The 24,513-nt window shown below is 64.2% G+C and carries 28 protein-coding genes; 3 read left to right on the forward strand and 25 right to left on the reverse strand.

The features are described from left to right. Nucleotides 1-77: 77 nt before the first annotated feature. The 25 genes from DL237_RS06315 to DL237_RS06430 all read right to left on the reverse strand — a co-directional run bounded on the left by DL237_RS06315 (nucleotide 78) and on the right by DL237_RS06430 (nucleotide 22,715). Nucleotides 78-761: a hypothetical protein gene (locus tag DL237_RS06315; RefSeq protein WP_147405313.1), complete on the reverse strand. Its 684-nt coding sequence runs from the start codon at nucleotides 759-761 to the stop codon at nucleotides 78-80. Nucleotides 762-1,009: 248 nt separating this feature from the next. Continuing rightward, a complete protein-coding gene (gene cysE / locus DL237_RS06320; protein ID WP_119398187.1) occupies nucleotides 1,010-1,813 on the reverse strand; it encodes a serine O-acetyltransferase in 804 nt (267 codons plus the stop codon). A gap of 140 nt (nucleotides 1,814-1,953) precedes the next feature. Then, nucleotides 1,954-5,880 (reverse strand): baseplate multidomain protein megatron, encoded by a 3,927-nt coding sequence (locus DL237_RS06325; protein ID WP_119398188.1) that lies wholly within the window; start codon nucleotides 5,878-5,880, stop codon nucleotides 1,954-1,956. Further along, nucleotides 5,880-6,323, reverse strand: coding sequence for an NlpC/P60 family protein (locus DL237_RS06330; RefSeq protein ID WP_119398189.1), 444 nt, complete (start codon nucleotides 6,321-6,323; stop codon nucleotides 5,880-5,882). Before DL237_RS06330 ends, DL237_RS06325 begins: the two co-directional genes overlap by 1 nt. Continuing rightward, entirely contained in the window at nucleotides 6,320-7,204 is an 885-nt protein-coding gene (locus DL237_RS06335; protein ID WP_119398190.1) for a DUF2163 domain-containing protein, read from the reverse strand. The genes DL237_RS06330 and DL237_RS06335 overlap by 4 nt, the downstream gene beginning before the upstream one ends. Further along, the gene (locus tag DL237_RS06340; RefSeq protein ID WP_119398191.1) at nucleotides 7,204-7,836 is read right to left on the reverse strand and encodes a DUF2460 domain-containing protein; all 633 of its coding nucleotides are present in this window, start codon (nucleotides 7,834-7,836) and stop codon (nucleotides 7,204-7,206) included. The genes DL237_RS06335 and DL237_RS06340 overlap by 1 nt, the downstream gene beginning before the upstream one ends. A 12-nt stretch (nucleotides 7,837-7,848) precedes the next feature. After that, on the reverse strand, nucleotides 7,849-8,514 hold the full coding sequence (locus DL237_RS06345) for a phage tail tape measure protein (protein ID WP_119398192.1): 666 nt from the start codon (nucleotides 8,512-8,514) through the stop codon (nucleotides 7,849-7,851). Between the two features lie 9 nt (nucleotides 8,515-8,523). Then, the gene (locus tag DL237_RS06350) at nucleotides 8,524-8,727 is read right to left on the reverse strand and encodes a rcc01693 family protein (protein WP_119398193.1); all 204 of its coding nucleotides are present in this window, start codon (nucleotides 8,725-8,727) and stop codon (nucleotides 8,524-8,526) included. Next, nucleotides 8,724-9,047: a gene transfer agent family protein gene (locus tag DL237_RS06355; protein WP_119398194.1), complete on the reverse strand. Its 324-nt coding sequence runs from the start codon at nucleotides 9,045-9,047 to the stop codon at nucleotides 8,724-8,726. The genes DL237_RS06350 and DL237_RS06355 overlap by 4 nt, the downstream gene beginning before the upstream one ends. Then, entirely contained in the window at nucleotides 9,047-9,460 is a 414-nt protein-coding gene (locus tag DL237_RS06360; RefSeq protein ID WP_119398195.1) for a phage major tail protein, TP901-1 family, read from the reverse strand. Before DL237_RS06360 ends, DL237_RS06355 begins: the two co-directional genes overlap by 1 nt. 22 nt (nucleotides 9,461-9,482) lie before the next feature. Continuing rightward, nucleotides 9,483-9,893, reverse strand: a complete 411-nt coding sequence (locus tag DL237_RS06365) for a DUF3168 domain-containing protein (RefSeq protein WP_119398196.1) — start codon at nucleotides 9,891-9,893, stop codon at nucleotides 9,483-9,485. Then, complete coding sequence (locus DL237_RS06370) at nucleotides 9,890-10,225, reverse strand: phage head closure protein (protein WP_119398197.1); 336 nt, start codon at nucleotides 10,223-10,225, stop codon at nucleotides 9,890-9,892. The genes DL237_RS06365 and DL237_RS06370 overlap by 4 nt, the downstream gene beginning before the upstream one ends. Then, nucleotides 10,222-10,821: a head-tail connector protein gene (locus DL237_RS06375; RefSeq protein ID WP_119398198.1), complete on the reverse strand. Its 600-nt coding sequence runs from the start codon at nucleotides 10,819-10,821 to the stop codon at nucleotides 10,222-10,224. Before DL237_RS06375 ends, DL237_RS06370 begins: the two co-directional genes overlap by 4 nt. Nucleotides 10,822-10,990: 169 nt before the next feature. After that, entirely contained in the window at nucleotides 10,991-12,178 is a 1,188-nt protein-coding gene (locus DL237_RS06380) for a phage major capsid protein (RefSeq protein ID WP_119398199.1), read from the reverse strand. Nucleotides 12,179-12,212: 34 nt separating this feature from the next. Then, on the reverse strand, nucleotides 12,213-12,773 hold the full coding sequence (locus tag DL237_RS06385) for an HK97 family phage prohead protease (RefSeq protein ID WP_119398200.1): 561 nt from the start codon (nucleotides 12,771-12,773) through the stop codon (nucleotides 12,213-12,215). A gap of 11 nt (nucleotides 12,774-12,784) precedes the next feature. Further along, nucleotides 12,785-13,024, reverse strand: coding sequence for a GTA head formation protein, RCAP_rcc01685 family (locus DL237_RS06390; RefSeq protein WP_119398201.1), 240 nt, complete (start codon nucleotides 13,022-13,024; stop codon nucleotides 12,785-12,787). After that, on the reverse strand, nucleotides 13,017-14,213 hold the full coding sequence (locus DL237_RS06395) for a phage portal protein (protein ID WP_119398202.1): 1,197 nt from the start codon (nucleotides 14,211-14,213) through the stop codon (nucleotides 13,017-13,019). The genes DL237_RS06390 and DL237_RS06395 overlap by 8 nt, the downstream gene beginning before the upstream one ends. A 197-nt stretch (nucleotides 14,214-14,410) precedes the next feature. Then, entirely contained in the window at nucleotides 14,411-15,634 is a 1,224-nt protein-coding gene (locus tag DL237_RS06400; protein ID WP_233544887.1) for a DNA-packaging protein, read from the reverse strand. 52 nt (nucleotides 15,635-15,686) lie between these two features. Continuing rightward, nucleotides 15,687-16,010 (reverse strand): hypothetical protein, encoded by a 324-nt coding sequence (locus DL237_RS20815; RefSeq protein WP_233544888.1) that lies wholly within the window; start codon nucleotides 16,008-16,010, stop codon nucleotides 15,687-15,689. A 247-nt stretch (nucleotides 16,011-16,257) separates the two neighbouring features. Further along, nucleotides 16,258-17,412 carry an endolytic transglycosylase MltG gene (mltG, locus tag DL237_RS06405; RefSeq protein ID WP_119398204.1) on the reverse strand — a complete coding sequence of 385 codons (1,155 nt, stop codon included), beginning with the start codon at nucleotides 17,410-17,412 and terminating at the stop codon, nucleotides 16,258-16,260. Continuing rightward, a complete protein-coding gene (fabF, locus tag DL237_RS06410; protein WP_119398205.1) occupies nucleotides 17,413-18,672 on the reverse strand; it encodes a beta-ketoacyl-ACP synthase II in 1,260 nt (419 codons plus the stop codon). Between the two features lie 234 nt (nucleotides 18,673-18,906). Continuing rightward, complete coding sequence (locus DL237_RS06415) at nucleotides 18,907-19,140, reverse strand: acyl carrier protein (protein WP_119398206.1); 234 nt, start codon at nucleotides 19,138-19,140, stop codon at nucleotides 18,907-18,909. A gap of 403 nt (nucleotides 19,141-19,543) precedes the next feature. Further along, a complete protein-coding gene (fabG, locus tag DL237_RS06420; protein WP_119398207.1) occupies nucleotides 19,544-20,281 on the reverse strand; it encodes a 3-oxoacyl-[acyl-carrier-protein] reductase in 738 nt (245 codons plus the stop codon). A 437-nt stretch (nucleotides 20,282-20,718) separates the two neighbouring features. After that, nucleotides 20,719-21,660 carry an ACP S-malonyltransferase gene (gene fabD / locus DL237_RS06425; RefSeq protein ID WP_119398208.1) on the reverse strand — a complete coding sequence of 314 codons (942 nt, stop codon included), beginning with the start codon at nucleotides 21,658-21,660 and terminating at the stop codon, nucleotides 20,719-20,721. 665 nt (nucleotides 21,661-22,325) lie between these two features. After that, nucleotides 22,326-22,715 carry a hypothetical protein gene (locus DL237_RS06430; protein ID WP_119398209.1) on the reverse strand — a complete coding sequence of 130 codons (390 nt, stop codon included), beginning with the start codon at nucleotides 22,713-22,715 and terminating at the stop codon, nucleotides 22,326-22,328. 376 nt (nucleotides 22,716-23,091) lie between these two features. Here DL237_RS06430 and rpsF point away from each other — a divergent pair, with 376 nt between their 5' ends. From rpsF to rplI, 3 genes are read left to right on the forward strand one after another with little or no spacing between them, the layout of a single operon-like run. Next, entirely contained in the window at nucleotides 23,092-23,448 is a 357-nt protein-coding gene (gene rpsF, locus DL237_RS06435) for a 30S ribosomal protein S6 (protein WP_119398210.1), read from the forward strand. 28 nt (nucleotides 23,449-23,476) lie between these two features. Continuing rightward, nucleotides 23,477-23,704 carry a 30S ribosomal protein S18 gene (gene rpsR, locus DL237_RS06440; protein ID WP_116133697.1) on the forward strand — a complete coding sequence of 76 codons (228 nt, stop codon included), beginning with the start codon at nucleotides 23,477-23,479 and terminating at the stop codon, nucleotides 23,702-23,704. Between the two features lie 13 nt (nucleotides 23,705-23,717). Then, the gene (gene rplI, locus DL237_RS06445; protein WP_119398211.1) at nucleotides 23,718-24,329 is read left to right on the forward strand and encodes a 50S ribosomal protein L9; all 612 of its coding nucleotides are present in this window, start codon (nucleotides 23,718-23,720) and stop codon (nucleotides 24,327-24,329) included. Nucleotides 24,330-24,513: the final 184 nt, after the last annotated feature.

The following is a 24,513-nucleotide window of genomic DNA, read 5'->3' on the forward strand; positions in this document are numbered from 1 at the left end:
CGGCCTTTTGCAGTTTGCGGTATCTCCGGGGCAAGGGTCCCCACGATGCGCCGAGTGACACTGGCGCGAGCCCCTGGTCAGGAGATGCCGGTGATGGGCTGGTAGCGGGGATAGATCGGCTCCATCTCGATAAGATCGCCGATCTCGCCCTCGGGGGATTGCAGCGCCGCAAGCGCCCCGGCCGGCCCCGCCTTGGTGCGTTCCAGAAAGCGGCGCAACAGATGGGAAAAGATGCCCAGTTCGGCCTTGGTGCTTTTCAGTGCGACGAGGCGCGCCATGATCAGGTGGTACTGATCCTGCGTCAGCTCGGAAATCTCGACATCAGCGAGGTCGAGACAGGGATGCAGCAGATCGAACAGCGCGCGCGCAGCCTCGATCTCCATCGTGCGGTTGGACAGCGAGGTGTTGCGCAGCTTTGGCACGAGGATCGTCTGAAGATCCCCAAGTGCCTGTTGAAAGCGCACCATCATGCGTTCGATGCGCCCGCCCCGGTTGGTGAAAAAGGCACGCATCTTGCCCAGAACCAGTTCGGGCAGTTCGATGCAGACGGAAGAGGCCAACATGCTGTCCGCGCCATCACTGAGCGGCAGATAGGGTGCAAGTGCGTCGAGAAACTGGGGTGAAAAGGCATTGGACAGGCGGGGTTTGTCCCCGGTTGGTACCACCGAGAGGCGAAACGCCTCCTGTGCGAATTTGACGCCGTCGAGGCACCATTCATCTGCCCCACGTTCCCGGATAAGGGAAATTTCTATCGCTGGCATCGCAGATGCCTTACGAGTCACGCCTTCGATCATTGTCTGCACACCTCACAATCCTGCTCATGACGGCCAATGCCGTGAGGGGAAGTTCTGGGGCGATGAGGTAAATTTTGATTTAAGGCGCGATTATTTTTTCAACCGATTTGCAGCGCCTGTTTACCCGAGTGCCGCACGACCGGCGTGCAAAAGCCGCCCCGACGTGCGGAGCGGCCGAAATCTCTGATATGTGTCAGCCCCTTGCGAGAGGAGAATCACATACCCAGCAGATGGTTCATCGACTGTGCAGGCTGGGCACAACCGGCCTCTCCGACGATTTTTGCAGGGACACCCGCGACAGTTTTGCAAGGCGGGACTTCGTGCAGGACCACGGAGCCCGCCGCAATCCGCGAGCAATGGCCGATCTGGATATTGCCCAGCACCTTGGCCCCTGCCCCGATCAGCACCCCATTGCCGATCTTTGGGTGCCGGTCTTCCTCTTCCTTGCCGGTGCCGCCGAGCGTCACGGAATGCAGCATCGAGACATTGTCGCCCACGATGGCGGTTTCCCCGACCACGATGGAATGCGCATGGTCGATCATGATGCCCTTGCCGATGCGGGCATTGGGGTGAATGTCGACGCCAAACACCTCGGACGAGCGCATCTGGAAGAAATAGGCCAGATCGACGCGCCCCTGTGTCCAGAGCCAGTGCCCGACCCGGTAGGCCTGCACGGCCTGAAACCCCTTGAAGTAGAGCAGCGGCTGGATGAAGCGATGGCAGGCGGCATCACGTTCGTGCGTCGCGACGATGTCCGCCCGGGCCGAGGCCGCGATGTTCGGGTCGGCACCAAAAGCCTCGTCGCAGATTTCGCGCAGGATCTGGCCGGACATTTCGTCCGACGCCAGTTTCATGGAGATCCGGTAGGCGAGTGCCCGTTCGATGGAGGGGTGGTGCAGCACGGTGTTGTGGACAAGCCCGCCAAGCAGCGGTTCGTCGGCAATGGCTGCCTTTGCCTCGCGGATGATCCGATCCCATACCGGGTCGAGCTCTGCGAGCTTTGCGCGTGTGTTGGCCATGGCGATGTTCCCAAAGTTTGAGCCTGAGGTTAGCAGATAGGCACAAAATGGGGAAACGCAAAACCGTGCGCTGGTTGATCATGATCTGAAATGTCAGAACGGCCCCCTGGCGAAAGGGACCGTTCAGAGGACGCGGAAAATCAGAGGGTGATATCGGCCCCCCTGGCAGGCCCTGCCCCGAAGCTGGCGGAGACTTGCGCCACCTCGATCCGGGCCGCGCCGGTGATACCATCGGTGCCCTGCTCGGCCGCGCTGTAGAGCCAGGTTGTCTGATCCGTGAACACCTGCCGCACCAGCGCGCCGGAACTATAGATCGAAACCAGGAAGGACCGGGTTTCTTCGCCCAGGGGCACGTCGGGCGCAGACCATCCATCGCCGTCGATACGCGTGCGTCGCACCCACGAGACATGGAGATCGCCCGCCACGTCGGTTCGGACGCGCAGATGGCAGGGCGCATAGGGACGCAGACCGATACCATCGAACGCCAGCACCTGGTGGCGGTACGACAGATCATCAGGGCTGCGGCTGGACGGGCCGATCCGGTAGTGGCGATCCAGCCCGCGTTGCGTCGGCGCCAGGGGGATCTGCCCCGGCGTGCCATCGATCAAGACGACGTAGGAGCCTGCGGGCCAGGTCAGCGGCATGATCGCATCTGTCCCGAGCTGCCCGCGCAACCGGTGACGGATCAGGTATTCCCCGGGCGCCGTGACCTGTGCGTCACGAAACTGGAGAAGTTCCCAGCCGCCCGGCGTTCCATCCCCGATGGCCAGCAGATTGCGCCCCGCAAGCAGCCCGTCAATGTCGGTTGACGAGAGACTGCCGGACGTCAGCGCAAGCCCGAGTGGCGCCCCAGGGTCGACACGCCCGACGGGACCACGCGACAGCGGCGTCGTCGTCACCCCGACCGTGGCGCGGCGCGCCAGCAGCTGATCCAGCCCGTAACCGGAATCACTCGACGAGCTGTAGAGCGCGACGGTGCCCGGCCAGGGGTCGCTGGTCACGGCAAGGTGTGGCGCATGCGGCACCTCGTCACCACGCATGAGAGGCAGGTCCAAAAACAGTGGAAAGACCGGCAAAGGTGCCCGGAAAGGCATATGAGCGGGCGGTTCCGCGTCGATCCGTCCCGGAAGATAGACCTGTGGCTTGACCCGCACCGCCTCGACCAGGGTCGTGTTGCCGACCTCGGCCCGGTCGACACGATAGAGCGCGCCGGTGCCATTCTCGACAAGGTCGATGACGTCACCTGCACCGATGTCGCGGCGCGACGGTGGCAGGGCCAGGCGCACCGTATCCCGCGCCACGCGGGATTCGGAAAGCCAGCGTTCAACGACCTGCCGCCCCTCGCCGCGCCACATGGCCAGGGGCATTTCGCTGCCTGCGACACTCTGGCTGGTATCGTCGGGCAAAATCGCCTCTTCGGTGACAGCGCCGAAATCGGCCTCGGCTTCGATGAATTTCAGGCGCATGCGACCGGCCAGCTCTGCTTCTGCCGCGCGCTGATGCTCGATGCGGCCCTCCACATCGCGACTGACGGCAACCTGTCCCGCGTCCACGACAGCATCGGCGCGGCCGGTGCGCATCCGGAACACGATCTGGCCCTGCCGTTCGATGGCGTCGAAACCATAGCGCAGCATCAGGGGTTGAAGGCTGCGGCGGGCTTGGCCGCCGTCATCCGCCAGATAGCCGCTGACGCTGCCATACAGCCCCGAGACGTCATAATTGCTTAGCCCCGCAGCTTGGCAGATTTCGGAAACGACAAGCGCCAGCGACCGGTTCGACGCCCTCCCGGTGATCCAGTGTCCGGCATGGTAATTGTTCCCATCGCTCCACAACGCGCGATTGTTGGGAAAGAATGGAAACGGCCGCGCGTCCCACGCCCATACGAAGCCGCGCGCCATATCGACCATCGGACCACCATAGTGCGACGACACGGGATTGTGCGCGGCGTCGTTCCAATATCCGTACATGGCACGCAGATATTGCATCTGGATCGTATCGTCGCGTTGCCCGTTCGAATGGTAGGGCAGCGCGGATTCCGATGATTTGGGATCGAGAAACTTGTTTGGCTGATTGGTGCCCTTGTCGATTGCGGCACACCCGACTTCGGTGAACCAGATCGGCTTGGATTCCGGTTGCCATTCAGTAGCGTCGGCCTGGCGGATACCGCCGATGCGATCATGGTGGGCATTGCGCCACCAGTTCGCCACATCCTTGATCCGATAGACCCAAGGTTCGCCGTAGGCCCCATCGGTGATGGGGCTGCGGATCTGCGCCGCGCGGTCCGCATCGTTGGCATAATACCAATCGTAGAGCTCTCCTCCTTCGATGTTTCCCTTGAGGTAGGCAGGATCATAGAGCGAAGCGTGGGTGGCCGCGTCGAGGTGATCATCACCGTCGCGCCAGTCGGAAAGCGGCATGTAGTTGTCGATTCCGATGAAATCGATATTCGCATCAGCCCACAGCGCGTCGAGATGAAAGAACCGGTCGCCCGAGGCATCGGCGGGCTGGTAGCCGGAATATTCGGTCCAGTCTGCCGCATAGCCGATTTTCGTCGCCGGGCCGAGGATCGTGCGTACGTCGGCCGCAAGGCTGCGCAGAGCCGCAACGGCGGGAAAGCTGTTGTCAGGTCCGCGCAACTGGGTCAGTCCCCGCATTTCGGAGCCGATGCAGAACGACTCGACCCCCCCCGCAGCGGCGCAGAGTGCGGCACAATGCAGGACGAAGCGACGATAGCGCCATTCCTGCGGCCCATCATACCCCACCTGCCCCGGCGCGACGGCGAAATCGCTCGCCTGAGATGTTCCGAAGAACGCCGCGACCTCGGCCGCCTGTGTCGTGGTTCCGTCAGGCGCGCCGGGCATCGTGGGGGCGAGCGAGCCGGTGATACGGCCGCGCCAGGGCAAGGCCGGCTGCCCTGCCCCCCCACTGTAGGGGTCGGTGAGGGTATTGCCCTGCGCCTGATCCATCAGCATGAAGGGATAGAACATGACCGCCTTGCCCGAGGTGTTCAGCGCCTGGATCGCCTCGATCACGGACCTGTCTGTGGGGGTTCCGCCGTAGATAGGCCGGCCCTGAGCATCCTGCGCAACGACCTGCGCGTCAGCGCGGGCCAGACCCGCAACCTGCCACGGCATTTCGGTGCCATCATGCTGGGCCTGTTCGACCTTGGGTTGAATGGTGCAATCACCACAGCGAAGATCATCGCCGAACCAGCTGACGATCAGGGACACCGCCTCGCAATTCGGCAGGCTGCCATCGAGCTGATCGAGCGATGTTGCCAGATCGCTTTTGCCGGAGGGCGAATTGACGTTGGCAAGGGCACCGCGCCCGGCACCATAGTCAAAGCTGACCGGCGACGTCGCAAGCGCATATTCACCGCTGCCCGGCATCAGGGCAACACCGCGGATTGCGAGTGACGGTTCGTTCTGAGCCTCGGGCAAGCTGGCCGGAGCGGGGCGCAGAACTTCGAACGTGAATTGCGGAATGCGATTGCCGAAAGGCGCCAGATCCAGATCTTCCATCACAAGGTAGGCGGTACCGCGATATGCCGGAACGTTTCCCGTGCCCTCGATCGCCTCGATCTTTGGATCAGGCAATTGCGTTTCACTGCCGCCGTAGACACGAAGGTTCAGGGCGTCAGGCGAAACCTCGGCGCCGTCGGCCCAGATCCGCCCGACACCAGATATCTGCCCCTCGCAGAGGGCGATGGCCAGGCTGACGCTATAGCTGAAACTGGCCACCTTGGGTTGGCGCGGTGCGCCCTTGCCGCCGCTTTGCGTTGTCGCGCTTTCGGAAAACTGGGATGCCCAGATGACCTGGCCGGCAATGCGCATACGTCCATAGACGCGCGGCACGGGATCGCCTTCGCCGGCACCGGTCAGGCGAAATCTCTCGATGCGGCCAGTTTCCACGGCATCGGAACCCGCCCCGATGATGCGCTGATCAATCACCCGCCCAAGGGCCGCACCTGCAAAACGACCGGCGACGGCAGCCGACACCCCCAGAAAAGAGCCGCCAACCGAGCCGCCGATGGCCGCACCTGCGGCAGAAAGTAGAATGGTCGCCATTACAGGGACTCCTTCGGAAAGGCGAAACGCGCCACGATACGGCGCGCCCAGGGGGAGGTGAGCGGGCTTTCAAGCACCGCGTGGCCGGAATAGGCGTGGATAAAGCTGGGCGTTCGTCCGACTTCGGCCGCGATACCAAGATGCTTGGCCACCGCGCCCGCGCGCATCCGAAAGAGCAGGACATCGCCCGGTGCGGAATCGGTGAGGGGTTTGGCCACCAGATGTCGCGATGCCGCCTGCCAAAGCCTCTCTTCTCGCTGAGGCTCGCTCCAGTCGGCTGTGTAGGGCGGCACCGGTTCGGGTTCCGCCCCTTGCACCTCTCGCCAGATACCGCGCAGCAATCCAAGGCAATCCGTCCCGGCGCCCCGTAGCGACGCCTGGTGAAGGTAGGGCGTGCCGATCCAGCCCCGGGCGGCCACGACATAGGGGTTCAGGTCGCTCACCGGCGGCTGCCCCCGGCAGTTGCAGCGCTGTTGGCGGGCGGGACCATTTGCCAGTCGTCCCCCGGAATATCGGGATACCCACGAAAATTGATCGTGTTTGCAAACTTTGCCTGGCACGTTGCAAAGCGTTTGTCGCAGCCCGCCTGCAGGCGCAGCGTCGCACCGGCCTCGGGGGCGACGGGCAGTGGGCTCCAGAGTTCGACGAGGCGGCTACCACCTTCGGCCGTATCGCGCTTGATTGCGGCTGAAAGGCCTTCGGCGGCACCGTCCAGCACCGTCATCGTCCCGCGTGCGAACCAGCCTTCCGCGAAAGACGCGAGGAGCGGCACCCCGAAGCGCTGAGCATCCTGAACCGTGAGTGCAGTTGTCTCGACGTGAAACGTCTCCGTCAGGAGATCGACACCACAGCTGGCGTCGCCAAGACCGGCGGAGCAGCCTTGCTGATAGATACGTCCGCTCGGCACGTTCAATGTCTCGGAGAGCCCGCGCAGCTCGGCGCGAAAGGCGCCATCAGCCCGCGTCAGCTCTCCGATCGTACCGCGAAAAACGATCTGGCGTTCGTCAACCGCCGCCCAGTTGACCAGCCAGCACAGGACATCCGCACCGTCGTAACGGCCTGCTTCGATATCCTGCTCACTGATCGCGGTGGCGGACAATGCCCCCATGGCTTCGGCATTATCAACTGAAAGGCCTGTACCATGTTGAAACGCTGTCGCGGTCAGACCGCTATCAGCAAGGAATGTGATCCCCTCAAACGACAAGGGCATGTCATGGTCGGTAAACCCCATGACAGTTCCGTCGCGGCGAGTGATCACCCAGGCATGGCAAACGGTGGTCACGCCCATGGCAAGATGATTGGAAAGTGCGACATTGAAGGTCATCAGATGCGCACCTCGACCACCGGAACATCCGGCACATCCCCGGCCCCGAAGGACGCCGCGGAGGTCTGGAAACTGTCCGATCCGAACCGCACCGGCACGTCGAATTCGAAACCGGCTGTGATCGCCGCCGACATGGCTGGTGCGGTCGTAAGGCTTACAACGCCCGTCGTCGTATCGACCGTGAAATCCGCGCCATTGGACAATTCGATCCCCGCGACAGCAATCCGCACCGTGCCGCCAACGGGCTTGCAGATCGGCCGTTGATAGCTCTGATCGCCAGAGGCATAGGTCTTGGTCAATTGAAAGGATTGCGTCACACCGTCACCGATCGCGATCATCTGATCGTCAAAGGCAGGTGCCTGGCTGGGCGTGCAGGACTTGTGATCAGTCCAGTCTTTCCAGCGAAAACCATGCAACTGGCCTTGGCGCGCCTCGAAAAATGCGATCAGCAGTTCGATATCGTCAAGCGAGCGCATCGCGGCACCCGCGTCATAGCGGCGGCGGGAATGTTGCCAGGGGGTGTTTCGTTCTTCGAAACCGTTGGCGAGGGTGACGACATCCGTGCGCCGCTCAGGCCCACCGATTGCACCGAAGGACAGGTTGGTCGGGAAACGAACCTCATGAAAGCTCATCTGCGTCGCTCCTTATCGGTTACGTTGGCCGCGCGACAGGGCGCGCCCCATCTGCGCGGCAATCTGGCTTTGCGAGCGGCGAAAACCGTCGATATCAGGGGTTGAGATATTGATGACAACGTTGACGGGTGGCACGCCGCCCGTGTCACTGCGCACGCCAAGCCGACCATCGGCGCCACGTGCCAGCGGCATGATGGCTTCGGGCCCGGCTTCACCCATCAGGCCGGTCCCGCCACGCATTGGGAAAATGGTTGGCGCCGACACGACCCCGCCCCTTGCGAACGGCTGCACACGCCCCTGGCTGAAACTGGCACCATTCGCGAAGGGCAATGCGCCTTGCATCAGTGCGCCGATACCTTGCGCCATCAGACCGCCAAAGTGATCAGTCACCGGACGGACAGCGGCGGAATAGGTGGAATTGACCATCGCATCACGCATCGTCTGCAACGCATCCGACAGCTTGCCACCGTCCAGAAGGACCCCATCCAGGGCACGGCGCAGGCCACGGCCAAGGCCGCGTTCCAGGATCTGAACCTCCTTGCCAGTCTCGCTGAGAGCGGATCGCATCCGCTGCAATTCGCCATCAAAACCAGCTGCCATGCCAGCCGCTCCGCCAAGGCTGGCATCCAGGGCTTCGGCCTGCGCTTGCAAATCTTCAAAACCGTTCAGATCATCCATCTCTTTTCCTCAAACCTTGGGCAGCGCTCCGGTATCGGGGAAGGCGGCCAGCAATTCGTCCAAACGGGCACGGCCCACTCTGTTTTCATCCCCGGCGGCATCGCCCAACAGCATCCGCAGTTCAGCCGGTGTCAGGCGCCAGAACTCTTCTGGTCGCAGGCCAACCCCGCACACCCCCGCCTGCATCAATGCCGGCCAGTCAAATCCGCTCATTGGCTCTCAACCGGCAAAGCGAAGGCCCGTGCCAGCAGTTCGGCCGCCTTGCGCGCTGCCGACAGTGGCCCGCCTTCAATCTCGGCCACCAGCAGATCCGACGCGCGGCCCTGCCATCCGCCACCGCGCAGCCCCGCCACGATCAGGGCGAGCACATCGCGACTGGAATATTCCCCGGCCTCGAACCGCTCGACCAGCGCGACGAGCGAGCCGGTCTCCAGTCCCTCCTCCAGTTCGGCCAACGCGCCCAGCGTCAGCTTCATGACGTGTCGCTGACCATCCAGAACAAGCGCCACCTCACCCGCCCAGGGGTTGGCCATCACAGCACCGAAAAGGTCAGCGCCCCGGCGGAGGCCAACGACATCTCGTACGTCGCCTCACCGTCGTGGCTGCCGGCATATTCGATCGATGTCAGCTGGAATGCCCCCTCGACGACGCCGAAATCGGGGATGATCACCTGGAAATCCGGCGTCTCGCGGTCGAAAAAGATCTGGCGCGCCCGCTCGTCGCTGTCCTCGTCCTTGAAGACACCCGAGCCGCTGATCGAGGCAGACCGCACACCTGCCCCGCCCAGCAGTTCACGCCACCCGCCGGTGCTGTCCAGGCTGGTCACATCCACGGCTTCGGCGTTGAAGCTCAGCCGGGTGGCACGCAGGCCTGCCAGCGTCTCGAACAGACCGGCACCGGTCATGTCCACCTTGATCAGAAGGTCCTTGCCATTCTGCGCAACCATGTTCTCTACTCCTTGAAAATATTCAGATATCCTGCACGCGAGCACGAAATTTCATATCGATGCGCCGCAGCGTGCCATTCCCGTCACGACGCGCCCGCGCCTTCAGAAAGTTCAGACTGACAACCACGCCGCGCGTCAGCGCAGGCAGCGGTTGGGCGAGTGAATCGCTGATCACCGCCGCGACCGACTTGGCCACCTGAAACCCGTCTTCTTCGGTGATCACCGAGACAGTCAGATCATGCAGGGCCCCCGCCCCCGTCATGTCCGATCGGTCGCTAACCCGCTCCTCGCCCAGGCTGACGTAGGTGGCGGGCGGCGTCCCCGTCGGCGGTGCGTCAAAGATGTTGGCCCCCACAAGTGCCACCAGCGCAGCGTCGCTGCTCAGTTGCTGAAAGATTGCCGCTTGCAGCGCAGCTGATACCGCATAGCTCATGACGTGACCTCCTCGCGTGCGGTGCAAACCAGGAAGCGACCCTCGGCATCGCGTTCGGTCACCGCCTCGATCTCGTAGATGCGGGCACCATCGCGAAATCTCTGCCCCGGCAGCGGCCTGCTGGGACGCCCGATCGCGACTCCCCTCACGGAGATTTTCAGCGTCTGGCGATGCACCGTCAGCCCGCCCAGCCGGGTCGAACTGCTGGCCCCTGGCAGCACCTCGGCCCAGAGCGTTCCCAACTCGGACCACGTCGTGACATACCCGCCCGAGCCATTGGCGCTGCGCACTGAACGTTCCAGCACCAGCTGCCGGTTGAGACGCGGGATCATGCTGAGCCTCGCATCGAAATCCTGATCGTGCGATACCGTTCGATCAGCGCCGTCACGCCAAAGGGCGTGCAGCCGCGCGACAACGACAGATCACTGCGGTATTCGTAGTAATGTGCTGCCATCAGCAACACCGCCTGCGCCAGATCGGGCGGCACGTCCCGCCATTCTTCGGCGCTGCCCGCATACATCCGCACTACGGCATTGCTGCCTTCGGGGATTGTCGGAAGCGATCCGGAGACGTGACGCATCACTGGCGTCTGGCTGTCCGCAACGATCTGGAACTCGCCCACGTCATAGGGGGTTGCCGTGCCGTCCGGGGCGACGATGTTCACCTCGTGGATCAGGCGGACCGGGGCCAGGGGCAACGGCTGGCTGCCCGGGCTCTGCCATTCGCTGACCGACCACTGGAAATCGCGCAGGTACAATGCCTGGCCCGTGCGCCCCTCGATGGCCGATATCGCGGCCCGCAGATATCCCTCCAGCACCTGATCCTGCACCGCGTCCTCTGCGAAACCGCTACCAAGGTGCAAATGCGCCTTGAAGTGGTCGATCGGCAGATCGCTCGGGTGCGTCTGGTATTCTTCGATCAATATCATTTGTTACTCCGACGATCCGGGCCGCTTGCATCGACCCCTTGACGCTCCGGGACACCCCTCCCGGCGCGTGTCTCCCATCGTTGCTCTGACGGAGGGAGCAGCTGGACAACGCATTCAGAAGACACGCGCCCGGCAGAGCCGGAATTCCGGCTCTACCGACCCGCCGCGATTAGGCTGCGGCGAATTTCAGCAGCTTGATCGCCCCGAAATCGCTGACATCACCGCCGACGCGCTTGGTGGCATAGAACAGAACGTGCGGCTTGGCGCTGAAGGGATCGCGCAGCACCCGCAGATCCGGCCGTTCGGCGACCGTGTAGCCGGCGTGGAAATCGCCAAAGGCAATCGCATAGGCATCGGAGTCGATGTCGGGCATGTCCTCGGCAACCAGCACGGGATAGCCCATAAGGCGTGCCGGTTCGCCCGCCGCCATGCTGTCGGACCAAAGGAAACGCCCATCGGCATCCTTCAGCTTGCGAACCGCGCCGGCCGTCTTCGAATTCATCACGAAAGTGCCATTGGCGCGGTAACGTGCGCCCAGCGCATAGACCAGATCGACGATGGCATCCGCCGGATCGTTCAGGTCGAAATCGCCATCGGCCCCGGTCGCGATATAGCCGAGGTTGTCCCAGGACCAGCTGGCATCCGCGATCTTGGGATGGCTCAGAAACCCCTTGGGCTTGTCTGCCCCATCGCCGCTGATGAACGCCGCGGCTTCGGCACGCGAAAACTTGTCCGCGATACGTTCTGCCAGCCACGCCTCGATATCGAAGGCGCTGTCGTCCAGCAGCCTCTGCGATGCTTTCGGCAGCGCCGACAGCTCGAACAACGGAATGGCGATGCGATCCACCGTCGGGGTCGAGGTTTCGGAGACCGAGCTTTCGTCGTTCCAGCCCGCCCCGATGTCGGTGGTGTCGACCAGCACGTCATAGGACGTGGCGTTGACGTTCACCACGTTGGCAATCTGGCGGATCGACGACGATGCCATCAGCACCGAACGGATCGTCTCGGATGTCATCGGATCCACCAGGTATCCGCCGTCGCCGTTGACAGCAGACGACATCGCCTTGCCCTCCAACTCAAGGCCGCGCAGGCCGTCGTCATCGCCGGAGCGCAGATAGACGTTAAACGCCTTCTGATGCGGTGCTTCGATTTCGGCGGACCGCGCCAACGCCGGGCGCGCTGCGGTCAGGGATTTGCGATCAAGCATGGTCAGTCGGCTTTCCTGTTGTTGAATCTTTGCGTGAATATCAGACTGGAAGTCCTTGAACTCCCGCATGAAATCCGTCACGGCGGACTTTACCTCAGCCACCGGAGACACAAGCTCTCCGTGCCGAGAATTCACCTCGGTCATACCCATCGTCTTCTCCTCGGATGGAAAGTGAGAGAGCGCCCTAGCGGCCGCCCAATTCGGCCCCTGCGACCCGAAAGGCCGCCGCCAGTTCGCGCAGGCCATCGTCGAACGGGGTGTCCCCCTTGCCCGCGACCCGCGCACTGGGCAGCATCGGAAAGGTCACCAGCGACACCTCCCAAAGCTCCAGTTCCGTCAGAAGCCTGCGGCCTCCAGTATCCTTGGTGGCGCGCTTGGTGCGATAGCCGATGGACAGCCCGTCAATCGCCCCGGCCCCGATCAGCGCCGCCGCCTCGCGCCCTTTTGCAACGCTCTCCAGCAGGCGCCCCTTGACCCAGAGCCCGGTGCCATCCTCGTGGATGTCGTCCCAGACGCCGATGGGCTGGGCGGGGTCGTGCTGCCACAGCATCTTGACCCGCCGCCCCTCCGCCAGGAGCGCACCCAGCGATGCCGCATAGGCCCCTTGTGCCACCACGTCGCCGCCCTGATCGCAGGCGCCGAACCGCGAGGCATAGCCCTCGATCGACAGCCCGTCCTCCTGCACGCTCAACCCCTCGTCGAACTGGCAGAACTTGCGCTCAAGCCCGCTTGTCATTTCCTGCATCTTGTCACTCCTCACGGCAAACGTTCGATGATTGACTGAAAGGCCTGCGCCAGGATCACACCGACCACCCCGTAAACGGTCAGCCACAGCCTTCGCTCCAGCCGTTCGATGATGATCTCCAGCCGGTCGATGCGCCCGTTCAGCCCGTCGATCTGCAATTTCGACACCCGCTCGTGCGCTTCCAGCTTCAGCGAGGGCGCGCATTCAAAGCTCTCGTAGCTGATGCGCGCAACCTCGCGTGGCTCACCCATGATCGGCGTCCAGCGGCGGCAGCCCCAGCATCGCGCGCTTCTCTCCGGGGGTCAGGAAATCCGCTTCTCCGATCCTCTGCCACAGCGAGTCACGCTCGACCGACAGCGCCGGCACACGGTCCAGGTCGGGGCTCAGCGTCAGATCCTCGCCGGTAAACCGCTCCAGCCATTCCCCCACGCTGGCCACCACACGCGTGGCCAGCGGCAGAACCGTCAGGCGAAAGAACGCCCGGTGCGCTTCCTGGTAATTGGCGTAGGTTGCATCTCCCTGGATCCCCAGCAGCATGGGCGGCACCCCGAAGGCCAACGCAATCTCGCGTGCGGCGGCTTCCTTGGTCTTTTGAAATTCCATGTCGGAGGGGCTGAAGCCCATGGGCTTCCAGTCCAGCCCACCCTCCAGCAACATCGGTCGGCCCGCATTGCGCGCGCCCTGATGGTGCATCTCCATCTCCATCACCAACCGGTCGTACTGCTCGGTGGTCATGGAGCCTTCGCCCTCGTACCCTTTATAGACGATGGCCCCCGATGGGCGCGCGGCATTGTCCAGCAGCGCCTTGGACCAGCGCGACGCGCTGTTGTGCACGTCCAGTGCCTGCGCGGCGGCCTGCATCGGCGACAGGCCATAGTGGTCGTCCTGAGGATGAAAGCTCTTCATGTGGCAGATCGCGGGCCGGTCCCCGGTTACATCGAAGCGATGCTTGCTGCCGTTGACGTTGTAATCGAACGCCACTGGCCAGCCATCCGCGCCCGGCACCAGGCTCATGCGGTCGCTGCGCAGCACATGCAGCTCGACAGGGGCCCCTTCCTCGGCGGCGACCGCCTCGAGATAGGCGTTCCCGGTCAGCAGCAGGTGGCCATAGAGCGCCTCGAACATCTCTGCCCGGCCCTGTGCCTGATTGGGTTGTTTCAGCAGCGCCAGCAGCGGGTGTTCTTCATAGCGTTGCCGACGGTCCTGCAAGGTCAGCGGCAGGGCGGCAGCGGCCTCGGCGATCATCTTGACTGCACGAAACCCCACCGGATTGCCACTGAAACCGGACCGGGTCAGCGACACCGCATCACGCGGCGACCAGGCCACCCGACCCGAGCTTTGATAGGCCACCAGCTTGCCGGTTGCCGAAGCCTTCTGCTCCGGCGCGGCAACGGTTGCCTGACCGGCACCGTCGCGGCGGAAATAGTCGATGACCCCCATGCGCGTCTCCTTGAATACCTGTTGCGTCTCACCCGTCCGGCGATCCGTGAGAGACAATTTGTCTTGAATTCCTTAAGAACTGGCTGGCCCACCGCGCGGTGGGCGTTTCCCGATATTTCAATGTGTTACGCAGACAAAATGCAAAAAAGGGCCCCGGTTTCCCGAGGCCCTGTCAAACTTTGCAAATCCGTCTGCCGTCAGATGCTGCGCACCGTGGGCGTCCATTTCGGCTGCGCGGCGATCATCAGCTCGTGCAGCGCCCAGACCAGCGCATCCAGACGGTCGGGGCTGCCGCGCCCCTCCCAGCCGCGCATGGTCATCTGGCTCAGCTGATCTTCCAGCGCCCCCAGACCGCGCACATGAAACACCCGGCCCTGTTCGTACAGCGCCGCCACAGGCTCGGCCCGGGCCGACTTGCCCCGTGCGGCGCGTACCTTCTTGACCGGGGCCAGCGGGTCGACCTGCCGGATCACGGCCTCTACCAGGTCGCCCCCCTGGTTCACCTCGGCCACGATCTTGTCGGCCCCGTGGCGCTGCATCGCGGCAATCGCAGCTTCGGCCCATTGCACCGGACTGGCGGCCGACACGCTGGCATCCTCCAGCACATAGGCCCGCCAGGTCTGCGGTGGCCCACTGGAAACGAGGCCCGCCACAACGATGCCGCATTCGTCCGATCCCGCGTGGCCCGTAACTGGCGGATCGACCGCCACGACGATACGATCCAGCGCGGGCACCCCGTCAACCTGCGCCCCGACAATCATCGCCTCGCTCCACAGCGCCCCCTCGGCGTCGGCCAGCATCACGCCGTCCAGCTCCTGTCGCCCCAACCAGGTGCCCGCATAGCGCGCCCGCACCTCCTCCAGAAACCCATCCGCCAGGTTGGCGCGATTGGCCTCGGTCGGCGCCTGGGTGACAACGCTGGACGGGCTGTTCAGCAATTGCTTGAGCACCCCCACGTTGCGCGGGGTCGTGGTGACGCAGACCCGTGGGTCCTCGCCCAGCCGCAGGGCAAACTGCAACATGTCCCAGGTCGCCTGCGCCTTCTTCCACTTGGCCAGCTCGTCCAGCCAGGCTCCGTCGAACTGCGGCCCGCGCAGCGCCTCGGGCTCGCTGGCGGAAAACGCCTGCGCCTCGGCGCCGTTGGGCCAGATCAGCTTGCGTTCGCTGGCCTTCCAGACCGGGCGGCGGTCGGGGGGCGAACAGGCCATGATGCCGCTCTCGCCAAAGATCATCACGTCGCGTGCCTGATCGAAGGTCTCGGCCACCAGCGCGACGCGGCGACATCTGCCGGTATCCAGCGGCCCCGCGCCCTCGACCTGCGCGCGCACCCATTCGGCCCCGGCACGGCTCTTGCCCGCGCCGCGCCCCCCCAGGATCAGCCATGTCCGCCAGTCGCCTTCGGGCGGCAACTGATGCTGCAATGCCCAGAAATCGAACAAAAAAGGGAGAGCACGAAGCTCTCCCTCCTCCAGGTCATCCAGAAACCACCTCTGCGTATCCGCATCTGCGCAGGCGATCCAGGCGGCACCCGATCGAAGCCCTTGCGGCGGCGAGGTCGATGTCCCCACCTCCTGTACCTCCGCCTCTTGTGGACGATACTCCATTCCGCTTTTTACCTTCATCGAGCTTGGCCTCCATCTCCAAAGCAAACCGGACCCAGAACCGGATTTCGCCGCACATCTTGGTCGTCTCCTTGACCGCCTCGACCTCTCCGGCGCGCACCCTGTCCTGCAGCGCCTTGAGGTCTTCGGTGATGCCCAGCACCTGTCGTTCGATCGTTTCGATCGTCGTACGCAAACGGGAGTCTTCTCTCTCGGACGTGTTTATTGTCATTGTTGCTCTGCCTCGTGCGTTTGTTGTCCCCGATCGAGCAACACGAAAAAACGGCCGCGGGATCGCTCCCGGGCCGCTCGCTCATGTCTTCCAGCATGTCACGATGTATACGTCAGACCGTACGCCCTGTCAAAAGCCAGGCGCGTTTGCGGCGGCTCACGAAATCTTAGCAGTTTCGCGCCTGGCCGCCGCAAGTCATTGTCTTTTCAGCCTATTGGTTTGCGCCGCCCTGTTCGATCCGGCGCCATTTGGCGACGTTCTGGTTGTGCTGCTCCAGCGTCTCGGCAAAGGCATGGCCGCCCGAACCGTCAGCGACGAAGTACACGTAATCGCTGACCTCCGGGTTCACCGCCGCCTCGATGCTGGCGCGGCCGGGATTGGCGATGGGGGTCGGTGGCATTCCATCGATCTGGTAGGTGTTGTAAGGGGTCACCCGGTCCAGTTCACTGCGGCGCAGCCCGCGATCCAGAATGCCCTCGCCCTTCGTGATACCATAGATCACCGTCGGGTCGGTCTGCAAACGCATCCCCCGCCGCAACCGGTTCTCGAACACGCTGGCCACCAGGCCGCGTTCGTCCGGCACCCCGGTTTCCTTCTCGATGATCGACGCCATGATCAGCGCCTCCTGTGGCGTGTCAAAGGGCAGATCGTCGGCACGGCTTTCCCAGGCGGCTTGCAGGCGCAGGCTCTGCTGCGCGGCCATCCGCTCCAGCACGCTCTCGCGGCTGTCACCCTTCAGCACTTCATAGCTGTCGGGGGCCAGCGTGCCTTCGGCCGGAATGCCCGCCACGTCGCCGGACAGGATATCGGCAGCCTTGAGAACCTGCACCACCTGCCAGCTGGTCACGCCTTCGGCCATCGCCACGCGAAACCGCGTATCGGGCTGGGCCATGACATCGGCATAGGCCTCGGGCGCATCGCCCTCGCCGGGAACGAACTTGGCCCGTTCGATAAAGGTGCTGCTGGCCGGGTCCAGCTCCCGCACCAGGATATCCGAGGCCCGCACACCGACACGATAGACGATTTCCGTACCGCAGGTGCTCGCGCCGCCCTTGGTCACGATGTCCACGATTTCGGCCATGCTGGCACGCGCCGGCACCAGGAATGCCCCGGCCTTCAGCGCCTCGGACCGGTCGGTGTATTCGGCCCCGACCCGCATCAGCGCGCCGCTCTTGACCGCGCCCTGCGCCTCCAGATCGCCGGACACCCCGCGCATGGTCTCACCCTGCGCCACGCGTACGCAGATCGCCTCGCTCAGCGGACCTTCGGCGGAATATTCCCGCTTGCCCCACAGGATCGCTCCGGCCAACAACAGCGTCAGCACGATCAGCAGCGAAATCCCGTTGGACGCAACTGAACGCCACATTCAGCGGACCTTTCCGAAAACCAGGCTGGCATTGGTGCCGCCAAAGCCAAAGGAGTTGGACAGCGCGATGTCGATCTTGCGCTCGACCTTGGCATTGGGGGCCAGGTCGATCGCGGTCTCGACCGCCGGGTTGTCCAGGTTGATGGTGGGCGGCGCGACCTGGTCGCGGATCGCCAGGATCGAAAAGATCGCCTCGATCGCACCGGCGGCCCCCAGCAGGTGCCCGGTGGCGGATTTGGTCGACGACATGGTGACGGCACTGGCATGATCGCCCATCAGACGCTCGACAGCGCCCAGCTCGATCGTGTCGGCCATGGTCGAGGTGCCATGCGCATTGACGTAATCCACGTCGGCCGGCGTGATCCCGGCGCGGTTCAGCGCCATTTCCATGCTGCGCCGCGCGCCATCGCCATCCTCGGACGGGGCGGTAATGTGATAGGCGTCGCCCGACAGGCCATAGCCCAGGTATTCACCATAGATCTTGGCGCCGCGCGCCACGGCGTGCTCGTATTCCTCCAGCACCACGATGCCCGCGCCCTCGCCCATGACGAAACCGTCGCGGTCCGCATCATAGGGGCGGCTTGCCTTGGTGGGATCATCGCCATATTTCGTCGACAGCGCCTTGCACGCGTTGAAACCCGCGATGCCGATCTTGCAGATCGCCGCCTCTGCGCCGCCGGCAACCATCACGTCCGCATCGCCCCACTGGATCAGGCGCGCCGCATCGCCAATGGCATGGGCGCCCGTGGAACAGGCGGTCACGACCGAATGGTTCGGCCCGCGAAAGCCGTACTTGATGCTGACCTGACCCGAGATCAGGTTGATCAGCGCGCCGGGCACAAAGAACGGGCTGACGCGGCGCGGGCCCTTTTCTTCCATCATCACGGCGGTATTCGCGATCGAGTTCAGACCACCGATGCCCGACCCGATCAACACGCCGGTGCGCGCCTGCGCCTCGGGGTCGGTGGGCTTCCAGCCACTGTCCTCGACCGCCTGCTGGGCCGCCGCGACACCGAACAGGATAAAGGTATCGACCTTGCGCTGTTCCTTCGGCTCCATCCAGTCGTCGGCATTGAAGGTGCCATCGCTGCCATCGCCGCGCGGCACTTCGCAGGCATAGGTGGTGGTCAGACCTTCGGGATCGAACTGACCGATCCGGTTCGCACCGGACTGGCCGGCAATCAGGCGGCTCCAACTTTCCTCGACCCCGCAGGCCAGAGGAGTGACAAGCCCAAGCCCGGTGACAACGACACGACGCATCTATACTGCCCTTCTCATTTTCTCACCGACGCTCTTACCCCGGCGCGGCGTCCGGGGGCAAGCCTATGAGGCGAGCCGGGCATTTCTGCGCAACTCTCCCCGGTAGCGGCGCCCCCCTGCACGTTCCGTCCTATCTGCATCGACGGCGCAAAAAGAAAAGACCCCCGCCAGCACTGGCAGGGGTCTTTCCCAAATCTCTGCGATCCCGGACGATGCCGGAACAGCAACCTGAAATCAGGCGGCTTCGCTGATGAACTTTACCGCATCGCCGAAGGTCTGGATGTTTTCAGCGGCGTCATCGGGGATCTCGATGCCGAATTCTTCTTCGAAGGCCATGACCAGCTCGACGGTATCGAGGCTGTCTGCGCCCAGGTCGTCGATGAACGAAGCGTTCTCGGTGACCTTGTCTTCTTCCACGCCGAGATGTTCGACAACGATCTTTTTCACGCGCTCTGCGACATCGCTCATAGGTATTCCCCTCACGTCAGTTGGGCCCCTCGGGCCCGGTTCTTGCCTTGCCCCCGACGGGGGCATCTACCAATGCCCTCTCGGGCGCTGACACCTGCACCGCATGGCACAGGCACGGGGACAGCCTTTGCAGACACCCCGCCAATCTGCGCCGCCTATAGCACATGCTCGTCGGTAGGCAAACGCTTTCACAACTTGGTGGGCAACCGCGTCGTCCGCAACCCGGTTCTCCCCGCGACTTTTCGCGTGCAAGACAGCGCCGGCACGGATTTTGCCATAAAAAAAGGCCCGATACAACGATCGGACCCTCGGCAAAAAGACATCAGCGGGGGTCGGTTCACGGGGCAGGACAGCCGCGGCACGGCGCCGCGAATCCCCCCGGGTCCCGCCCCCGCGCGTTGGATCAGATCATCGCCATGCCGCCATTCACATGCAGCGTCGCCCCGGTCACATAGCCCGCCTCGGCGCTCGCCAGATAGATCACCGCGGCCGCGATCTCCTCGGGTGTGCCCATGCGGGCCGCCGGAATCTGGGCGTTGATCTTGGCCTTCTGCTCGTCGCTCAGCTTGTCGGTCATCGCGGTGGCGATGAATCCCGGCGCGACACAGTTCACCGTGATACCCCGGCTGGCCACCTCGTAGGCAATCGACTTCGACAGCCCGACCATCCCCGCCTTCGAGGCGGCGTAATTCGCCTGCCCCGGATTGCCCGTGGTGCCGACGATGGACGAGATGTTGATGATCCGCCCCCAACGCGCCTTCATCATCGGCCGCATCACGGCCCGGCACAGCCTCATGGTCGAGGTCAGGTTGACGTCGATGACACTCTGCCAATCCTCGTCGCTCATCCGCATGAAGATCTGGTCCTTGGTGATGCCGGCGTTGTTCACCAGGATATCCAGGGCCCCCATCGCCTCGATCGCCTGCTTGGGCAGGGCATCCACGGCGGCTGCGTCACTCAGGTCACACGCCAGCACATGCGCCCGCTCGCCCAGCTCGGCCGCCAGCGCCTCCAGCGGCGCGACACGCGTGCCACTCAGCCCCACGGTCGCCCCGGCGCCATGCAGCGCCCTCGCGATCTCGCCGCCGATTCCACCACTCGCGCCGGTCACCAGCGCCACTTTGCCTGTCAGATCAAACATCACATACTCCTCGGGAAACCCTAGTCCGTTTCCCTGTTCCAAATATCCTGCGGGGGGTCCCGGGGGGCGCAAAGCCCCCCGTCTTTCATTGCCTGTGGGCGCAAAGCCCCCCGTCTTTCATTCCCTGTGGGCGCAAAGCCCCCCGTCTTTCATTCCCTGTGGGCGCAAAGCCCCCCGTCTCGCCTCGCCTGCGGGCGCAAAGCCCCCCGTCTTTCATTCCCTGTGGGCGCAAAGCCCCCCGTCTCGCCTCGCCTGCGGGCGCAAAGCCCCCCGTCTTTCATTCCCTGTGGGCGCAAAGCCCCCCGTCTTTCATTCCCTGTGGGCGCAAAGCCCCCCGTCTCGCCTCGCCTGCGGGCGCAAAGCCCCCCGCCTTTTTTCAGTTCCAGGCACCGCAAGGCCGCCGCCAGTCGCACAGGAGCATAAAGCCCCCCGCAGGCTCAGCCCTCTTTCGCGGCGCTCACCGCCGCCACGTCATCGGGTGTCCCGACGGCCTTGCAGACGATGCTCTTCTCGATCCGCCGGATCATCCCCGACAGCGCCTTGCCCGCGCCAATCTCCCAAACCTCGTCGACACCCTGCCCGGCCATCCACGACACGCTCTCGCGCCAGCGGACAGACCCGGTGACCTGCTCGACCAACAGCGCCCGGATCTCGTCCGGGTCGCTGACCGCCGCGGCACGCACGTTTGCCACCAACGGCACGGCGGGCGCAGTCAGCGTGACCTCCGCCAGCGCCTGCGCCATCACCTCGGCGGCGGGCTGCATCAATGCGCAATGGAACGGCGCGCTCACCGGCAGCAACATCGCGCGTTTCGCGCCGCGGGCCTTGGCAATCTCGCACGCCCGTTCGACCGCGTCCTTGTCACCCGACACCACCACCTGGCTGGGATCATTGTCATTCGCCGCCTGACAGACCTGCCCCTGCGCAGCCTCCTCGGCCACCTCGCGCACCGTGGCAAAATCCAGGCCCAGCAGCGCCGCCATGGCGCCCACGCCCACCGGCACCGCATCCTGCATCGCCCGCCCGCGAATGCGCAGCAGCCGCGCCGCATCGGGCACGCTCAGCGCCCCGGCAGCGGCAAGGGCGGAATATTCGCCCAGGCTGTGCCCGGCGACGAATGCGGCATCGGCAATGTTCACACCTTCCGCCTCCAGCGCCCGGAACGCCGCCAGAGAGGTAGCCATCAGTGCCGGTTGCGCGTTCTGCGTCAGCGTCAGCGCCTCCTGCTCTCCGTCCCAGATCAGCGTGCTCAGGCTCTCGCCGAGCGCCTCGTCAACCTCGTCGAAAACGGCCCGTGCTGCCGGATAGGCCTCGGCCAGGGCGCGCCCCATGCCGATGGTCTGGGCACCCTGACCGGGAAAAACAAATGCGCGGCTCATGGTTCACTCCCTTGTGTCATGTTGCGCCGGGGGATAGCCGCCGCCGCGCCATATGGCAATGCACTCGTGCCCGCGAAGGCGGTGCGCAGAGCTGCCCAGCAAACTTGTGCCCCGAACTCGGCCCCAGACTCGGCCCCCACACTCTGGCCCGAACTTGGCCCCCCAATGTGCCCCCCGATGTGCCCCCCAACGCTCCCCCGCAATGGACCCGCAGATTTACCCCACCTCGGGCCGTAGCAATCCGCCCACAGCCGCCCTCGCCTCCTCACTCCTGGCAAGCCGTCACAGTCGTAAAGTCGTCAAAGTTGGCAAGCCGTCGCGGAAAAGTCGGGGCGCAGGGCCGCACGGACAGCCGGTCCATGCGCTGTATCTTGCAACCGCCGCTGCCCTCTGGCCAATCAACAGCATGAAGATCCCGTCAGGCCGCCTCGCCAATGCGCCCCCGGGGGACGGCTCCGGACACCCCCGTTTTCACGCGCTGCGCGACGCAGGCCGGTATTCTCGCGAAATGCCGCCCGCTTTCCAAAGCTAAGCCTCTTTCAAAAACCCGAGCCTCTTTCAAAACCCCAGCCTCCATCAAAACCCGGCCTCGCTCACGACGCCAGCCTCCCCGGCACTGTTGGGCGCTGTAACGCGGTCTGTCTCAATAACGCCTCAATACCGCCTCAATACCGGGGTCGGTCGGCCCGCTCGCCCCCCTCGGCCCGTCCTCCGGGGCGCATCCCGGCCGCGATACCCCGCCAGCCCCGAAACGCGGCGCTGGCGCGGCGTGCCCAGACCACGGCATACAGGCCCAGGGCCGCCCCCAGCACGATGTGCCCCGGATGGGCGCTGACCGGCGCATCCCCCGAAAAGGCCACCCATATTCCCGCACAGGGCAACCCGATCGCCAGCGCCAGACACACCATCAGTCGCAGTCGTACGGACAGCGGCACAGTGGCGGGCCGCGCCAGGCGGACAGGCCCGCACAGCGGCATCCGCTGCGACGGATGCACCGGCACAAAGTTGCGCTGATAGGCCACTCCCTGGCTAAACCGTCCGCTCTCGCTGCGCATGTCCCGCTCCTGCCCTGCTGCCACGTGCCCGGACCCGACCGCCCAGGCGCGTGCCGCAAAGGCACCTGCAAACCTTACCGCCGCCTTGAACGCCCAGGCGATTGCCCGCGGCCCGGGCCGCTCTGCTGCTCGCGGCCGCAGCCGCTCTGCTGCCACTGGCCCGGGCCACTCTGCTGGCCGCGGCCGCAGTCGCCCTGCGGCCCCTTTCCGCATCTGCCCTGCCATCCTGCCGTTCGAACGCTTGCCCTCTTGCGGCATCCGGTGTAACAGGCGGCTCCTTCCGCAGGTATTGATGAACCGCGCAGTCTCTCGTGGATGGGTCGCGGAAGGATACGACCCTCCTATGAAATGCGCCTTGATATAAACAGGAGTGCACATGCCGCTTTACGAGCATGTCTTTATCGCGCGCCAGGACCTTTCCAACGCGCAGGCCGAAGGCCTCATCGAACACTTTGGCGCCGTCGTCACCGACAACGGTGGCACGCTCGTGGATCACGAGTACTGGGGTGTCAAAACGATGGCCTACAAGATCAACAAGAACCGCAAGGGCCACTATGCCTTCCTGCGCACCGACGCGCCCTCGGCCGCCGTGCAGGAAATGGAACGCCTGATGCGCCTGCATGACGACGTGATGCGCGTCCTGACCATCAAGGTCGACGAGCACGCCGAGCTGCCCTCCGCGCAGATGCAGAAACGTGACGAACGTGACGACCGCCGTCGCGAACGCCGCTGATCAACGCCTGAAAGAAAGGACCTAAAACATGGCCACGAAACCATTTTTCCGCCGCCGCAAGGTCTGCCCCTTCTCGGGCGACAATGCGCCGAAGATCGACTACAAAGACACGCGCCTTCTGCAACGCTACGTTTCCGAACGTGGCAAGATCGTGCCGTCCCGCATCACCGCCGTCTCGGCCAAGAAGCAACGCGAACTGGCCCGTGCCATCAAACGCGCCCGCTTCCTCGCCCTGCTCCCCTACGCCGTGAAGTAAGGAGACCGATCAGATGCAAGTCATTCTTCTCGAACGCGTCGCCAAGCTTGGCCAGATGGGTGACGTCGTCACCGTCAAGCCGGGTTTCGCCCGCAACTACCTGCTGCTGCAAGGCAAGGCGCTGACCGCCTCGAAAGAGAACCTGGCGCAATTCGAAGACCAGAAAGCCCAGCTCGAAGCCAACAACCTCGAAACCAAGAAAGAGGCCGAGGCACTGGGCGAGAAACTCGACGGTCAGAAGTTCGTCGTGATTCGCGCAGCCTCCGACGGCGGCAACCTCTACGGCTCCGTCACCCCGCGTGACGTCGCCAACATTGCCACCGAAAACGGCTACACGGTCGAGCGCAAGCAGGTCATCATCCCGCAGCCGATCAAGGATCTGGGCCTGCACGTCGCCACCGTGACGCTGCACCCCGAAGTGATCGTCGAAGTCATCCTGAACGTCGCGCGCTCCCCCGAGGAAGCCGAAGTGCAGGCTGCCGGCAAATCCATCCGTGAACTGGCGGCCGAAGAAGAAGCCGCAGCCGAATTCGAGATTTCGGAACTGTTCGACGAAATGGGCTCCGCTGCCAACGACGACGATTACACCCCGTCGGAAACCGCATCGGACGACGACGAAGATTAATCTTCGCCCTCGACCACACAGACCGGAACCGCGCCCCGCAACGGGCGCGGTTCTTTCGTTTGGCAGGGCAGGCCCATCCCGCAGCGCCCGCGCAAGGGCGCGAAAGTGCTGGAATAATACGAACGAACCTTGCCCCTCAGCCGCGCGAACGCCGCCTCCACGACCGCCCGCCCCCGACAGCGTG

The organism is Pseudooceanicola sediminis (assembly GCF_003575965.1).
GTDB classification, from domain to species: Bacteria; Pseudomonadota; Alphaproteobacteria; order Rhodobacterales; family Rhodobacteraceae; genus Pseudooceanicola; species Pseudooceanicola sediminis.

Bases quoted from the DNA above. Each gene is read 5' to 3' on its own strand.
- DL237_RS06390 (WP_119398201.1), bottom strand. From the start codon at position 13,024: ATGGGTGAGCCACGCGAGGTTGCGCGCATCAGCTACGAGAGCTTTGAA.
- DL237_RS06380 (WP_119398199.1), bottom strand. From the start codon at position 12,178: ATGGGTATGACCGAGGTGAATTCTCGGCACGGAGAGCTTGTGTCTCCG.
- DL237_RS06315 (WP_147405313.1), bottom strand. From the start codon at position 761: ATGCCAGCGATAGAAATTTCCCTTATCCGGGAACGTGGGGCAGATGAA.
- DL237_RS06415 (WP_119398206.1), bottom strand. From the start codon at position 19,140: ATGAGCGATGTCGCAGAGCGCGTGAAAAAGATCGTTGTCGAACATCTC.
- mltG (WP_119398204.1), bottom strand. From the start codon at position 17,412: ATGTGGCGTTCAGTTGCGTCCAACGGGATTTCGCTGCTGATCGTGCTG.
- DL237_RS06345 (WP_119398192.1), bottom strand. From the start codon at position 8,514: ATGGATGATCTGAACGGTTTTGAAGATTTGCAAGCGCAGGCCGAAGCC.
- rpsR (WP_116133697.1), top strand. From the start codon at position 23,477: ATGGCCACGAAACCATTTTTCCGCCGCCGCAAGGTCTGCCCCTTCTCG.
- fabG (WP_119398207.1), bottom strand. From the start codon at position 20,281: ATGTTTGATCTGACAGGCAAAGTGGCGCTGGTGACCGGCGCGAGTGGT.
- DL237_RS06335 (WP_119398190.1), bottom strand. From the start codon at position 7,204: ATGACCTTCAATGTCGCACTTTCCAATCATCTTGCCATGGGCGTGACC.
- DL237_RS06365 (WP_119398196.1), bottom strand. From the start codon at position 9,893: ATGAGCTATGCGGTATCAGCTGCGCTGCAAGCGGCAATCTTTCAGCAA.
- DL237_RS06395 (WP_119398202.1), bottom strand. From the start codon at position 14,213: ATGGGGGTCATCGACTATTTCCGCCGCGACGGTGCCGGTCAGGCAACC.
- DL237_RS06370 (WP_119398197.1), bottom strand. From the start codon at position 10,225: ATGATCCCGCGTCTCAACCGGCAGCTGGTGCTGGAACGTTCAGTGCGC.
- fabF (WP_119398205.1), bottom strand. From the start codon at position 18,672: ATGCGTCGTGTCGTTGTCACCGGGCTTGGGCTTGTCACTCCTCTGGCC.
- cysE (WP_119398187.1), bottom strand. From the start codon at position 1,813: ATGGCCAACACACGCGCAAAGCTCGCAGAGCTCGACCCGGTATGGGAT.
- DL237_RS06385 (WP_119398200.1), bottom strand. From the start codon at position 12,773: ATGCAGGAAATGACAAGCGGGCTTGAGCGCAAGTTCTGCCAGTTCGAC.
- DL237_RS06375 (WP_119398198.1), bottom strand. From the start codon at position 10,821: ATGATATTGATCGAAGAATACCAGACGCACCCGAGCGATCTGCCGATC.
- DL237_RS06350 (WP_119398193.1), bottom strand. From the start codon at position 8,727: ATGAGCGGATTTGACTGGCCGGCATTGATGCAGGCGGGGGTGTGCGGG.
- DL237_RS06355 (WP_119398194.1), bottom strand. From the start codon at position 9,047: ATGGCCAACCCCTGGGCGGGTGAGGTGGCGCTTGTTCTGGATGGTCAG.
- DL237_RS06430 (WP_119398209.1), bottom strand. From the start codon at position 22,715: ATGCGCAGCGAGAGCGGACGGTTTAGCCAGGGAGTGGCCTATCAGCGC.
- fabD (WP_119398208.1), bottom strand. From the start codon at position 21,660: ATGAGCCGCGCATTTGTTTTTCCCGGTCAGGGTGCCCAGACCATCGGC.
- DL237_RS06325 (WP_119398188.1), bottom strand. From the start codon at position 5,880: ATGGCGACCATTCTACTTTCTGCCGCAGGTGCGGCCATCGGCGGCTCG.
- rpsF (WP_119398210.1), top strand. From the start codon at position 23,092: ATGCCGCTTTACGAGCATGTCTTTATCGCGCGCCAGGACCTTTCCAAC.
- DL237_RS06360 (WP_119398195.1), bottom strand. From the start codon at position 9,460: ATGGTTGCGCAGAATGGCAAGGACCTTCTGATCAAGGTGGACATGACC.
- DL237_RS06340 (WP_119398191.1), bottom strand. From the start codon at position 7,836: ATGAGCTTTCATGAGGTTCGTTTCCCGACCAACCTGTCCTTCGGTGCA.
- rplI (WP_119398211.1), top strand. From the start codon at position 23,718: ATGCAAGTCATTCTTCTCGAACGCGTCGCCAAGCTTGGCCAGATGGGT.